This window comes from Providencia sp. PROV109 (assembly GCF_033681625.1).
In the GTDB taxonomy this organism is placed as follows: Bacteria; Pseudomonadota; Gammaproteobacteria; order Enterobacterales; family Enterobacteriaceae; genus Providencia; species Providencia hangzhouensis.
The window spans coordinates 3,463,877-3,477,004 of sequence record NZ_CP096320.1 but is presented as its reverse complement, the minus strand read 5'-3'; the positions used below and the strand labels follow the sequence as shown (position 1 = coordinate 3,477,004).

The 13,128-nt window shown below is 42.4% G+C and carries 17 protein-coding genes and 1 pseudogene; 16 read left to right on the top strand and 2 right to left on the bottom strand.

What is annotated here, in order from left to right:
- Nucleotides 1-3: 3 nt before the first annotated feature.
- Genes M1F25_RS16035 through M1F25_RS16025 form a run of 3 tightly spaced genes read left to right on the top strand, consistent with a single transcriptional unit; the run spans nt 4 to nt 1,156 of the window.
- Nucleotides 4-645: a DUF6246 family protein gene (locus M1F25_RS16035; protein WP_181488367.1), complete on the top strand. Its 642-nt coding sequence runs from the start codon at nt 4-6 to the stop codon at nt 643-645.
- A 3-nt stretch (nt 646-648) separates the two neighbouring features.
- A complete protein-coding gene (locus M1F25_RS16030) occupies nt 649-834 on the top strand; it encodes a ClpX C4-type zinc finger protein (RefSeq protein ID WP_165880899.1) in 186 nt (61 codons plus the stop codon).
- 1 nt (nt 835) lies between these two features.
- The gene (locus M1F25_RS16025; RefSeq protein WP_181488365.1) at nt 836-1,156 is read left to right on the top strand and encodes a hypothetical protein; all 321 of its coding nucleotides are present in this window, start codon (nt 836-838) and stop codon (nt 1,154-1,156) included.
- On the opposite strand, the gene M1F25_RS16020 is transcribed toward M1F25_RS16025, so the two are convergent.
- Together M1F25_RS16020 and M1F25_RS16015 are read right to left on the bottom strand one after the other, a co-directional pair.
- The gene (locus M1F25_RS16020) at nt 1,143-1,544 is read right to left on the bottom strand and encodes a hypothetical protein (RefSeq protein WP_181488363.1); all 402 of its coding nucleotides are present in this window, start codon (nt 1,542-1,544) and stop codon (nt 1,143-1,145) included. The two genes, M1F25_RS16025 and M1F25_RS16020, sit on opposite strands and share 14 nt — an antisense overlap.
- A gap of 91 nt (nt 1,545-1,635) precedes the next feature.
- The gene (locus tag M1F25_RS16015) at nt 1,636-1,890 is read right to left on the bottom strand and encodes an Arc family DNA-binding protein (protein WP_181488361.1); all 255 of its coding nucleotides are present in this window, start codon (nt 1,888-1,890) and stop codon (nt 1,636-1,638) included.
- 84 nt (nt 1,891-1,974) lie between these two features.
- Between M1F25_RS16015 and M1F25_RS16010 the strand changes: the two genes are divergently transcribed.
- The 13 genes and pseudogenes from M1F25_RS16010 (at nt 1,975) to M1F25_RS15950 (ending at nt 13,096) form a co-directional block, all read left to right on the top strand.
- Complete coding sequence (locus M1F25_RS16010) at nt 1,975-2,139, top strand: Arc family DNA-binding protein (protein WP_181488359.1); 165 nt, start codon at nt 1,975-1,977, stop codon at nt 2,137-2,139.
- Nucleotides 2,129-3,100 (top strand): phage antirepressor N-terminal domain-containing protein, encoded by a 972-nt coding sequence (locus M1F25_RS16005; RefSeq protein ID WP_405127813.1) that lies wholly within the window; start codon nt 2,129-2,131, stop codon nt 3,098-3,100. The genes M1F25_RS16010 and M1F25_RS16005 overlap by 11 nt, the downstream gene beginning before the upstream one ends.
- Nucleotides 3,101-3,144: 44 nt before the next feature.
- Nucleotides 3,145-3,291 (top strand): annotated as a pseudogene (locus tag M1F25_RS22480) (Arc family DNA-binding protein); the annotation flags it as partial.
- A 328-nt stretch (nt 3,292-3,619) separates the two neighbouring features.
- Nucleotides 3,620-3,778, top strand: a complete 159-nt coding sequence (locus M1F25_RS15995; protein ID WP_154635018.1) for a hypothetical protein — start codon at nt 3,620-3,622, stop codon at nt 3,776-3,778.
- Nucleotides 3,753-4,250: a DUF2335 domain-containing protein gene (locus M1F25_RS15990; protein ID WP_232368752.1), complete on the top strand. Its 498-nt coding sequence runs from the start codon at nt 3,753-3,755 to the stop codon at nt 4,248-4,250. The genes M1F25_RS15995 and M1F25_RS15990 overlap by 26 nt, the downstream gene beginning before the upstream one ends.
- A 171-nt stretch (nt 4,251-4,421) precedes the next feature.
- A complete protein-coding gene (locus M1F25_RS15985; protein WP_140180753.1) occupies nt 4,422-4,709 on the top strand; it encodes a hypothetical protein in 288 nt (95 codons plus the stop codon).
- Between the two features lie 104 nt (nt 4,710-4,813).
- A complete protein-coding gene (locus tag M1F25_RS15980; protein WP_154639079.1) occupies nt 4,814-5,203 on the top strand; it encodes an outer membrane protein assembly factor BamE in 390 nt (129 codons plus the stop codon).
- An 11-nt stretch (nt 5,204-5,214) separates the two neighbouring features.
- On the top strand, nt 5,215-5,730 hold the full coding sequence (locus M1F25_RS15975; protein WP_154639080.1) for a hypothetical protein: 516 nt from the start codon (nt 5,215-5,217) through the stop codon (nt 5,728-5,730).
- 100 nt (nt 5,731-5,830) lie between these two features.
- Nucleotides 5,831-9,280, top strand: a complete 3,450-nt coding sequence (locus M1F25_RS15970) for a tape measure protein (RefSeq protein ID WP_181488353.1) — start codon at nt 5,831-5,833, stop codon at nt 9,278-9,280.
- Nucleotides 9,281-9,293: 13 nt separating this feature from the next.
- Nucleotides 9,294-9,779 (top strand): hypothetical protein, encoded by a 486-nt coding sequence (locus M1F25_RS15965; RefSeq protein WP_181488351.1) that lies wholly within the window; start codon nt 9,294-9,296, stop codon nt 9,777-9,779.
- Complete coding sequence (locus M1F25_RS15960; protein WP_181488349.1) at nt 9,776-10,243, top strand: DUF1833 family protein; 468 nt, start codon at nt 9,776-9,778, stop codon at nt 10,241-10,243. Before M1F25_RS15965 ends, M1F25_RS15960 begins: the two co-directional genes overlap by 4 nt.
- Entirely contained in the window at nt 10,243-10,635 is a 393-nt protein-coding gene (locus M1F25_RS15955; RefSeq protein WP_181488347.1) for an NlpC/P60 family protein, read from the top strand. The genes M1F25_RS15960 and M1F25_RS15955 overlap by 1 nt, the downstream gene beginning before the upstream one ends.
- Nucleotides 10,622-13,096 carry a host specificity factor TipJ family phage tail protein gene (locus M1F25_RS15950; protein ID WP_181488345.1) on the top strand — a complete coding sequence of 825 codons (2,475 nt, stop codon included), beginning with the start codon at nt 10,622-10,624 and terminating at the stop codon, nt 13,094-13,096. Before M1F25_RS15955 ends, M1F25_RS15950 begins: the two co-directional genes overlap by 14 nt.
- Nucleotides 13,097-13,128: the final 32 nt, after the last annotated feature.

Genomic DNA, 13,128 nt, shown 5'->3' with positions numbered 1-13,128 from the left:
CTCATGCAAGTATTAACGGATGTAGGGCAAATAGCGGTGATTGTCGATGGTAAGCCGTATCATTTAATCCCGTCATTTTCAGCAATGGCTAGGCTATCTCAAAACTCACCCACGCGATTAACTGATATTTTCGTTACTGTACACGGAGGTCGATTTCCTAACCTGAAAGACCCTAAACTAGCAAAAAATGCAGAGGCGATTTGCTTTGCTAACATGGTCATGGAATGCAAAGAAGTGATTGAAAAGTGCTGTAACGAAAAAGTCAGTGTGTTAATTGGCAATCTTAGCGTCAACCGTAAAGGCTGGCTAAGCTATCGAGAAGGGCGCTTGAAGTTACAGGATATTATCACTCTTGCCCGTCACCTCATGCGCCACGGCATCATGGGCGACCAAAAGCCCGATGAAGATGAAGAGCCGCAAGGTAAATTCACAAACGAGTTTGACCCGCGCGTCTATGTTTATCTTGCTGTAGCCCATTTAGGCATTAGCGAACAGGAAGCATGGGGAATGACAATGACAGGTTTCCGCGCTGCTATGGAAGCTAAGTTTCCCCGTAGCGAAAAAGATAAAATCCCATCTAACAAGCGGTATGAAGAAGCTATGGATTGGGCTGATAAAATTATTATGCGTGATAATGCGAGGTAGGGTATGGTTGAGTTAAAATGTAATTTCTGTGGGCGTAGTCAAACTAAAGTACCAATTCTTATTTTAGCTAAAGACAATGCCGCTGGTATTTGTAGCACTTGCGTTGGTGACTGTGTGCAGCATATGGGGTTGTTAATTAAAGAAAGTAAGACCACATTTGAACTTCCAACAGAAGAAAAAGAGGGTTGATATGAGAGAGCCTAAACCAACAACAAAGCCCGTTCCGTCGTCAGATATTCAACATGTTAATATTCCTGTTGACCATGTCGCTAACAGTATGAGCGTGCTAATTTCAGTATGTGATCATTATGGATTACTTACTGATGACGTTAATATACATGTAAGTAAAGACGTGGACGTTGGCCTAGTTATCATAGCAACCGCTAAAGGCAAAAATCTAGATGAGATATCATCAATGAATGATTACCTTTTTGAGCGGTTATATGAGAGAGATGTAGATCTAAGTGTTTTAGTTGTATTTTTTGAGCCTGATGCCGCTACTTCTTCTTAGTTAAATGACCTAACTTCTCAGCGGCAGCAGCATATTCATCCCATTCATTGAACGATGGATCTTGCCAATATTCATCTCCAGTTCTGCTTTCAATATCTTTATAATTTAACCAAGCAGATTTTATTTTATCGGCATCTTTTTTATCGCAGTGCCATAACAAGGAGTCTATTTGCTGCTCAGATATTGGTATTCTCTTAGATAGTCTTGAGCGCAACTCTGACGCATGGCTAAGCGCCAGAACGTGCACAGGCTCAGAAGCTTTATTCCACTCGTTCCTACGAGCAATAGCTATGGCGTCTTTTCTTCCCCACCATCGACCAATGAAGAAAGTAATTATTCCTATTAGAGGTGATACATGACCCAAGAAAGCAATGATTTTATCGAACATTTAATTACCTTATGTTGGCTACTGTGGCCTTTCTTCATGTTAGCATTTGGGTATGCCAGCGGTCGAGGCTGGTTAGGAAGCTAAAGCTTCATCACTTGTTATCCTTGTCGTAAAGTTCCATTAGAGTGCTGAATACCATTTTTTTAACTTCCTCAGCTTGATGGTCAGCAAGTCTCTCTCTGTCATTTCTATATCCAGATACTGACGAAGGTACTGACAATGCATCATCTATAATCTGTAATAATTCTGCATTGACTGAGCGTCCGTTCATATCTGCTCTGGCTTTTAATTTATCTCTTGTTTCTGGAGGCATCCGCAATTTGAATTGAGGGTATTCTCTGCTCATATAATCACCTTTATTTTTCTTGACAGTCTATAACGGTGATAGTACATTCTCAATTGAACCACGGTGGTTCATTAAGGAGAAGATATGAAAGGAGCGAGAAAGCTACCACAGCTTAATTTTCGTTGGCCTGAAAAGGATATTGACCTAGTTAAGCAGTGGGCAGAAAAAAACGGAAGATCTTTAAATAATGAAGTTCACAGAATTGTGATGGATTTTTTGAAGAAAGAAGGTGTTGTGAGTGCTAATTAACAGCGAAGCCCCAACTGCGGGAACAGTCGAGGCTTCTAATTTGTCAGTAATACTGGAGAAAACCGACATGAATAGTGTATCAACAATTAACGTACCTTTCCACGGTAACAATTTATGTATCGTCAATCATGAAGGAAGGCCATACGTACCAATGAAGCCAATTGTTGAAGGTATGGGGTTATCTTGGGAGCCGCAATTAAGAAAGCTAAATCAACGCTTTTCTAAAGGTATGATCAAAATGGTAATACCTACAATTGGTGGCGCTCAAGAGACTGTTTGCTTAGCAATGCATAAATTAACAGGTTGGTTATTTTCAATAATGCCCAATAAAGTTAAACCAGAAATCCGTGATAAAGTAATCCAGTATCAAGAAGAATGCGACGACGTACTTTATGAGTATTGGACTACTGGTGAAGTTAAGGCTAAGCCACGTAAGCAGGTTAAACAAATCGCTGGTCGCATTACCTCAGAGCAGCAAGAAGCAATTAAGCAACTCGTTTTAAATCGCGGCAAAGCATTGCCCAAAGAGAAGCAAGCAAAAGCAATGATAACTATGTGGTCGTCGCTAAAAAGTCATTTCGGTTGCACATACAAAGAAATTGATAGCGATAAATTCACAGAGACATTATCACTAGCTGCGCGTGTTCCGCTAGAAGGTGAGTATTTACCGAAACAGCAGTTACCCACAGCGCCAGAATTCAGTTTCACAGAAGAAGAAATGTTATCCATTGTTCAAATGTGCAATGCTGCAAATCAAATGCGTCAGGCTGCTACTGATATGTATCCTGCATTTGTTGAGTTTGGCAGTCGATTTACTGGTGCTATTTATGACATGAAGTGTGAATATGGTTTCAAAGTAATTAATGGTACTACGATTTTATTTAACAAACTCAAATCAACTAATTTTACAGGGAGAGCGTGGGGAACTGCTATTTCTAAACTAGAAGGCCATTCTGCCTAACCACCCAGCCCAAGGACGGGCTTCTAACTTAACAGGTAAACAAAATGACAGATAAATTTCCTAGCCAGTTAATGGATAAATTTAGTTTGAGACTACCTACCGGTATGAGAGATGCAATTGCTGATAGGGCTGATAGTAATGGACGGTCAATGAATTCAGAAATCATCAGTATATTATCTGACGCCTTGAACGGCACAGTTCCTGATTGTGATCTTGGTTCAACGTTGCTGATTAACTCATTGAAGAAAGAAATCGTGAAGGAAATTCTAGATAATTTTATAGTGCTACCTAAGAGTTAGTAGCTGGTTATAACCACAGTCATTACAAGGGTGGCGTATTATACACCTCGATATTCAAGATACAAGTAGAGCTTGCAGTTAAGTTAACTTAATTCTAATATACTCCAAGGTATATTTAGCAATTTGATGAACCACAACCTATGAACTGTGGTATTTAACTAAGCGGAGGTGTCACATGACGGCAACAATGCGCAGATATCTCATAGTTATGGGTAGCATAATGGACTTAGCTCCTGCTACGGATTACAGAAGAATGGCAGCGCAAGGGCGAGATCAAGAGCGCCTAAAAAAAGATATCGAAGCCGTAGGGAAAGATATGAGCAAGGCTATTTCTCAACTTGTGAGTGAAAGTGATGAGTTCAGAGCAAGAACAAGATAAGCATCACACGATAATATCGGAAGAGGAATTAACAGGGGCGGTCGCTAAAATAGAAAGCGCAGCTGAAGAGAATCCAGATGTTCTCGAGAGACTGTTGGACCGCCCTAAAATAATGTCAGTTATCCAAAAACGTGAAATATTCCACGGACCTCTACCTCACCCAGATCACCTTAGGCAATACGAAGAAATTGCTCCTGGCATGGCTGAGAGAATACTTTCTTTCACAGAGGCTGAGCAACGATTCAGGCATGAAACACAAAAAACTGCACTGAATGGCGCCATCAGAAAAGACAAAAGGGGGCAATGGATGGCTTACTCCTTGTCATTGCTTATTTTTTTGCTTGGTGGGTACCTTATGTGGAAAGGTGAGCATGGTACAGGTGCGGGGCTAATAACTATGAATGTTATTGGACTTGCTGGCGTTTTTGTTTTTGGAAGAAAAGCAAAACAACCCACCCCTGATGATGAATAACCAAACTAACCCACTTCGGTGGGTTTTTTGTTGCCTGAACTACAGGTGAATACTATCAAATATATAAATATTTATGCCTCTTAGTTGAGGCTTTTCATATTTCTTCCAACCCCTCAAATAAAGCAGGTATACTTTATGTGCAATTTAATTATGAATAAGGATTATACATTTATGACTGAGATAGATTTTGAGGCGTTGGGTCGCTGTCATTATCTGCGTGGTAAAATAGCTGATGCTTCTAGACGAAGGGATGATGCTTATAAAGGGATGACTGAATGGTACACATTAGAACCTAATCCGTATGACAGAGTATACGAGGTTAATATGTCTAACTTTCACCAAAATTATAAAGAATTTGAGTCAGCTAATGAAGAACTTACTTTATTGGTTGGTGAATACAACCAATGGGCTGAAAAGGCTGGTGAAAGGCCGATGAATTGGGTTAAAAGTCGTAGATAAAGTGTAGTCATCTAAAGGGTCGCTTACGCGGCCTTTTTGTTTGCTTCAATTTGCACTCCCGCTAAGCTAATATAAGGCAAATTAATCTAATATTGAGGCAAGGGATGAAGAAGTTACTTTTAGCTGGATTGGTTGGCTTGACGGTATCGTTAATGGCTGGGTGTGCATCATCAGGCAATCATTCAATAAAAAATGAAACGCAAGAAAGTATTGATTCAAAGCTGGTGAAAGGTAAAACAACCAAAGAAGAGGTAAAGCTAATTTTTGGTAAGCCAAGTGCGACGACATTTAGCAGTGAAACTGGTGAGCAGTGGATTTATACGTTAGCAAATACACAAATTAAAGGGACAACACTTATTCCATTTTACGGGTTGTTTGACGGTGGTGCTGATTCTCAGATTAAGCAATTGATAGTAATATTCAAAGATGGTGTTGTTGATAAGTATATGTTATCTGATTCTGCCATTGAAACTAAATCTGGCTTATTGAATTAATGTGAGGATGCATGAAAAAGGTATTTATTATTGCTGCGCTGCTAGTATTAAGTGGGTGTTCGAATAAAACAGGGTTAGGAACTAATATAAGTAAAGATAGTTATGATGGTAATACTGTGATATCGATTGAAGAGCACGGTAATGACTGCCAATCATTCATCTGCACTGGTCTTGGCGCTCAGTGGAATTCAAAAAATAAAGATAAAGCCATCTTGTACGTTAGTGTATTTAATGAAATAACGACCATTAACGCGGCGGAAATTAAGATTGATGGAAAAGAGTTTAAGATAGCAAAAAAAGATGGTTATTCTGACTTTGATTCTTTCTCTCCGTCAGTTCGAAAGTCAAGCCAAGCTTTTTTGGTTGATTTTAGTCTAATTAAGGCAATAACTGCCGCATCTGATGCAAGGTTAAGAGTGTACACATCAAAAGGGCAAATAAGTGATGTGATTGTATCTAATGGAAAAGACAGCAAGGCTTACTATGCGTTAAAAAGATTTGTTGATGACGTAGAGAAGGCAAATTAATTTAAATTAACAAATCAATAACCCTGCCAACTGGCGGGGTTTTTTGTTTTAGCTAACAGCCCTGTCACTTGATGGGGCTTTCTTTTTTGAGAGGTTAACAATGACGCTCAATGCTGGTTCAGTAGAATTTATTATTAAAGCAGATACTGAAGCTCTGCTAGTTGCAAATAAGCAAGTGGAAAGAAGCTTAAGCGATCTCGACTCGGGATTTAATAAAACATCTAAATCTGTTGAGAAAACAGAAAAATCAATGCTTTCTCTATCTAAAGCAGCGGCAGCTGTAGCCTCTGCTTTATCCATAGGTGTAGTTGTTAGCGCGGTGGATGAGTGGGGGCAAGTAGCAGCTCGAATAAAAATGGCTTTGAAGTCTGTAGAGGGGGATGTTGAGAAATACGCCGCCATACAGGAGCGTTTTTTAGAAATAAGTAATCGAAATGGTAAGGCTGTTGAAATAACTCAATTGTTGTATGTAGAAGCCGCAACATCCATGCAAGAGCTTGGTTACAACACCGAGCAAACAGTTGATTACATTGAGTCTCTATCATCGGCGTTAACTGCAAATGCCACTAGTGCAAACCAAACACAATCAATGTTAAATGCGCTTAGTAAATCAATGGTGTCTGGAAAAGTTGCTGGAGAAAACTGGAACTCAATTATGAATGCGACCCCAACATTGATCGGGGATATCGCTAAGCAATTATCTGTAATGCGTGGCGGGGTAAAAGTTACAGAGCAAGATGTTAAAAAGCTAGCCGCTGAAGGGAAAATATCATTCCAACTATTTGCCGATGCGATCATTAAAGCTAGAGATGCAAATAATGCAATGGCCGACTCAATGGATAACACTGTCGCCGATGGGTTCACGAAATTAACAAACTCAGCAAAGGCTTATTATGGCGAGCTAAATCAGACGTTAGGCATAACAAGAAGTGTTTCGGCTGGATTTGCTGTACTAACTGAGAACTTTGATAAGGTCTCTACCGCCGCAATGGCTCTAGCCGCTGTTATGGGTGCGAGAATGGCAGGCGCTATGAGTAACTCTGTTAAGGCTAAAATTGCCGATGTTGCCGCAAGTACATCCCAAGCTAAGGCAACTCACCAAGCGGCACTAGCTGAACAATATGCAGCAACTGCAACAGTGAAGAAAACACTAGCAGATAAGGCCGCCGCTGCATCTTCATTAGCTCTTGCTCAGGCTGAATATAATGTAGCTAAAGGAACAAATGCCGAGGTTACAGCGCTAGAAAACTTAATAGCCAAAAAGACAATTGCTAGGAATGCGTCATTAGCTCACGCGCAAGCATTAAAGGCTGAGACTGTAGCAATAACTACAACTGGTAACGCTGCAAGAGCTGCGAACGTTGGACTGACAGCTTTAAGGGCTGGATTGGCATTGATTGGTGGGCCAATGGGCGCAGCCATGATCGCCGCTGGTGCTGTATTCTATTTTTACCAAAAAAGCCAAGAAGCAAAAGAGGAAGCATTGGCATTTGCTGATTCTATCGAAGAGTTAAAAAATAGAATGAAAGAGCTATCCGCTGTAGCGCTAGAAGCGGAAATGGCTAAAGCCAGAAGATCAATTAACGAGCAAAAGGATGTAATAAAAGAATTAGAAAGTGAAATAGAGATGCTGAAAACATCTTACAAACTAACATCTGAAAGCATGGCGCTGTTTTTAGATAAAGAAAAGAAACTAAGTGAGATAAGTGATGATCTAAAAATAAAAGTAAATGACCTAGAAGAGAAGAAAGCTAGATTAGCTGAAACGATCGGGTTTGTATCTAAAGCAACCGAAGAAATGAATGCAAGGCTTGATGATGCTTCAAAAATGTTCGGTGGAGCTACTAACGGCGCTGATAAGCTAGGTAATGCAGTTCAATGGATGGGGAAAAAAATAAAAGAAGCTGCGGATGCTCAGCGTGCTCTTAATGAAGCGCAAAAGGAAGCACCAAAAACCGATGAAGGTGCAAAAGCAATACTGTCTTTGAAAGAACAGAATGAGTTACTAAAAATCAAAGATAAGCGGCAAAGAGCCATTAGAAAAGCTGAAATGGAAGCTGGCAAGTTAACGCAAAATAAAGGTCAGGCGGATGAGTTAATAGCAGAAGCTACAGCCTTTTATGATTTAACTGAAGCAGACAGGGAAAGAGAAAAACAGTCCAAATCATCATCTAAAACCACAGACACAGTAACGGAAGCAATCAAACGACAAATTGCTGAAATCGAACGCCTTAATAAAGGCTACGAAGAAGGCTCTAAGAAGTTAGCGCAATATGATGCTGGAAAGGCGCTAGGTGATAAGGCAAGTCCTCAGCAGATAGCAGAAGCAGAGCGTTTAGCTGGTGAGTTGTACGATATTCAGCAACGATTAGCAGACAAACGAGCCGCGCTAGAAGCTAATGTGATCGCCAAAGCGGAGAAGTTGAAAGCTGATGAACTGGCACAGATAGAAAGACAACTGAAAGCGGGTGATATTTCTTTCGAAGAATCACAGCGCCGCAGGTTAGAAACCGCGTCTGAATACGCCACTAAAATTGCAGAGGCCACAGCCAATAATATCATCACACCAGTAGCGGAGAATCGCGCTAAGTTCGACCCTGTACAAGCATTACAGAACGAAAATACCCGCAAACTCGCCTTGATGAGAGAGTATTACAATCAAGAGCAGCAGTTACTAGAGAACTCCTACGCTAAACAGCAAATGTCGCATGAACAATTTACAGCAGCAAAGCAAGCTACTGACATGCAATACAGAGCGCTTATTACAGCGATGGATAATCAGTACCAACAGCAGCAAACAGCGGCACAATGGGAGCTAATGAGGAATCAATCATTAAGCTACGAAATGCTGGCGTCTGCGGTTGATTCGTTCGCGGGTAATGCTTCCAATGTAATGACAGGGTTGATGACGGGCACCATGTCGGCGGCTGATGCCATGCGCTCATTGGGTAACACGATTCTAAACAGTGTCGTTAATTCAATCGTTCAAGTCGGTGTCGAAATGCTGAAAAACTTTATCATCAGTAAAACGATGGGAGTTGCAGCACAAACAGCGAACGCAGCGGCAGCAGTAGCAGGGGGCGCGGCAGCGTTGGCAGCTTGGACACCTGCGGCAATAGCGGCATCTATCGCAACAGGCGGGGCGGCAGCAGGTAGCGGATTAGCTTCTTTCCAATCATCCATGTTAGCTGGTCAATCAATGTCATTACTCGGCGGTCGTCGCTACGGCGGTAACGTATCAGGCGGCAATCCGTATCGTATTAATGAATCGGGTGAATCTGAGATATTCCAGACTTACGACGGGAAACAGGCTTTTATTCCGAATAAGTCAGGGAAGGTTGTGCCAGCGGATAAAGCGGGGGCAGGCAAGGGGATAACCCTGAATATTGAGTTTTATGATTACTCAACAGGGAAGCACCAGTTCGACGCCAAAGCATCGCAAAGCGGCGATACATTAACGGTTCAGGCGTTCATTTCAGATATGCGTGAGAAAGGCCCATTGCTCCGCGCTATAACCGACAATACAAACGCAACGCCAGTCTTAAGATAACCAAGAGGTAAAGATGGACGAAATTATTGATTACCCTCGCGGTATGCCATTGCCGATTAGGGCAGATAAAAATATGACCATCGACACGGGATTTAGGACTGACCAGCCACAGGTTGGCGCTCCTATTTTCCAGCCTCTTACGGATGATTTAAAAACCGTTTGGAGTGTGCGATGGGTATTGAGGAGAGAGCAGGAAAGGCGCTTCGCTCAATGGCTGAGAAGCCCTAACTATCTTGATAACGGTAAGCGCTGGTTTCGCATGGAAATTGATTTGGGCGGTAGTGGACTGCAAGAGCAAATAGTTCACTTCGTTCAAATGCCAGTGCAGACGTCGATAGTTGCTGGTGTGGTGACATGGACGGGAAGCATTATTTGCCGAAAACTGAACAATACAGATGATGAGTTCGTCGACTTGATTGTCGAGTTGTTGCCTGAAGAGTGGGGACTGCTCGATATTGTCGTCACTGAGCGCCTACCGCGATGCAAGGGGGGAGAATGAAGTTAAGAGAGTACAGAGCGAAACGACCGATGCGTACATTCTACGAGACAATTCAATTCTATCACCCATCATTCGGAAACATTCATTTAGTCAGCTTGCAGATAGAGCCTAAAGTCTTGGGTGGTATTGAATATCAGCCGTGTAACTTTGAACTCGCTGAAAGCCAGCAAAGTAAAACACCGATTATTGACGCTTCGGTTAAGTTTAGCCGAGTCGCGCAGGACTTTAAGCAGCAACTCAAGCTATGGCGGTCAAATACTCGAATGAAGCCGATCATCGCAACGTTCAGGCTATTTGATTCAGCCGACAAAGATAACCCGATAAGTGAATGGTCGCTGTATGTGAAAGACTGCTCACTTGATGCGGAATCGGTCACTGTCACGCTGTCGATGAATAACCCACTAAATAAAAACGTTGGGCGCATTTACACGATGGAAGAATTCACAGGCTTGGAGACTGTTTAATGACGAGAAATGAATTCATAAACAAGATGATAGGTAAGCCGTGGAAGAATCGGGCGTGTACTTTGAATGAGTGTGACTGCTGGGGCTTGGTGGTCTTGTATTTTAGGTACGTACTAGGTACGGAAATTCATCATGACGCTGGCTACGAATCGGACCATGATTTTGTAACCTGCTATGAGAATGAGGTCGAATTCTGGCAGCGCACCGAGTATCCAGTAGATGACGGGATATTCATTGGTTATCGCGGCTCTCAGCCAGCCCACATCGGATTAATTATCGATGGCAATGCATTTCATAGCAGAGGGGAAAACGGGGCTGTAAGAATGGATAGGCTCATTGTGCTTGAGAAGAAATTCACGAAATTGGAGTTTATGAAATATGCCGATAGTTGAAATTCAGCGAGTGGCTGGAACACCGAAAGAAAGAGTCGATTTAACAGTCGGCTCTTTTTTTTATAGCGATTTTCTAGTGCATCAGCAGTTGCATACCGATGTGGTGATTATCGTTAACGGTCGTGAGCTGCAAGACGATGACGAGTTAGATTTCGAGATAACACCGACGCACTTTATTCAAGTGTTCGACCAACCTAAAGGGGTTATCGGCGACATCCTGAATCCGGTTTTTAACCTTGTCACGAAAGTATTCTCTTTTCTCGCGCCAAAAACACCGTCATTTTCTGCGGCTGAGTCGAATGTCAAAGATAGCCCAAATAACCGCCTTACAGGACAAACAAACGTTGCCAGAGCATACCAAGCAAGACCAGAAATTCACGGTCAAGTAAGGGCGTTTACTGACCTCATTCAGCAGTCAATGTTTGAGTATAACAACAACCTCAAGACTGTTACCGAGTGGCTAAACATCGGTATTGGCGAATATAAAACGGAAAGTATCCGATTTGCTGAATCTGATTTTACCGCAATGGCTGGGGCAAGTTACAAAATATACAAGCCCAAGGAAGTTATACCGCTGATTAATGAAGGCTTCGAGTTTCCAGACATCGACGGACAAGAGTTACCAGGGCCTAACGAAAGCAAGGACATCCCGCAGCAAACAGCGACGGCAAACGAAGTAGTTTCAGGTGAGATAAAAGGCGGTGAAGCGGCGATAAAAATCGTTAAGCAAGATGAGTTTGAGTACTTCTACGAACTGACAAAGCCGCGCTCTATCTCAATGACTGTGAATGTGAGTTACGACACGCCACAGGGTTCTGTCACTAAAGATGTGAAGATTGACGCTCAGCTAGTTGATGCGAAAGAGAGTGACGATGGTTCGTTGATTAACCCTGTCGAGTATTACGAATTCTTCTTTACTAACCTAAGCGGGACAGATTTAGCGCAACTCCCGCCGAATGAAGTAGTGAATACGACAAAATTCATTCTGTATGACAACCAGTTTTTAACAGTGGGCCCGTTCTTTTCGCCTGTTGACGGCGACCAGATGTGGATTCACTTACAGGCACAACTTGGTGGCGGTGATAATTGCAATGCAACTGTCGAAATCTGGAAGATAAATACGGATAACGAGGAAATAGCTGGCACTCGTCAAAGCTTCAATACTGCGCTAAGCGCTAACAATGGCGCACGAGTTTATTATAAAACAGACAAAGTGACTCTGAATTCAGGCCGCGGGCGTTACGCTGTACAGCTCACTCGACGCAATAACAGCAGCGACCAGAGCATCATGAAAATCGAAAACGCTCACATTGTCCGAGTTCGTGAAAATGTCGTTTTTGAGAATGACACGATTGTTAATGTGTCAGTGAGAGCCACTGAAGCACCTACAGGAGCGAGAGAGCGCAAATATAACTTATTGGCCACGCGCATGGTTATTTCGTATGACCGAGTATCAAAGCAAGTTGATTATACGCTAAGGCCATCGCGAAGCTTTGCTGATGCAGTGTTGCATACTTGGCTGATTACCGCAGGAGAAAGTGAGAAGAATATAGACATTGACGGGCTGTATCGGATTTTCGATGGCTTGCCAGATGAACGATTAGGATATTTTGACTTCACCTTTGATGATGAGGATATCTCACTCGGTCAGCGCATTGAAACTATCTGTAACGCCGCAAGGGTAACCGCTTATTTCGATAATGCCGTGCTGACATTCTCCCGTGAGCAGTCCAGCGAATTCCCAATGACCACATTCAACCGCTCAAACATCACTGGTAACGATATGAAGATATCGTATGACATGTCAATGCCATCGGGATATGACGGGATTGAGCTTGAGTATGTCGAACCGGTTCGCAACAAGAAAGACTATATCCGTTTTCGAGTTGATGAAAACGGCATTACGGAAGGGCTATCGCGCACGCCGAATAAGATAGTTTTGCAGGGCTGTAGAAATCGCTATCAAGCAATGGATAGGGCGCTGTTAGAAGCTAACCGATTAATTCACCAACGAACAAGCATCAGCCTGACAACCCTTGCAGATGGTGGGAATGTGTACCCATCAGACATGGTACTGATAGCGGATACTTACGATTCAAACCAGCAGGCAGGATATATCACTGAACGAAACGGAGAGGTATTCACAACTAGCGAGAAAATCAAATTTGATGAGGAAATGTGGGTGTATCTCACTGATTCTATGGGGTACACAACGCAGAAGTTTAAAGCATATCCTAGGCTAGATACAGAGTTCGGCTTTATCGCCAGTGTGCCAGAAGATATCGAACTCAATTTATATGATGGGTATCAGAAACAATCCCCTTCTAGATATGTGATAGCAGCATCAGTTGAACTCGAAAACATCAAGTGGGTCATTACAGATAAGCGCCCACTTGGTGGCGAACGCTACACAATAACTGCAACCGAATATTTCGACGCAAAACCAGACTACAACGCATAACAGCAATCATTAACCAACAAGCCAGCCATTAG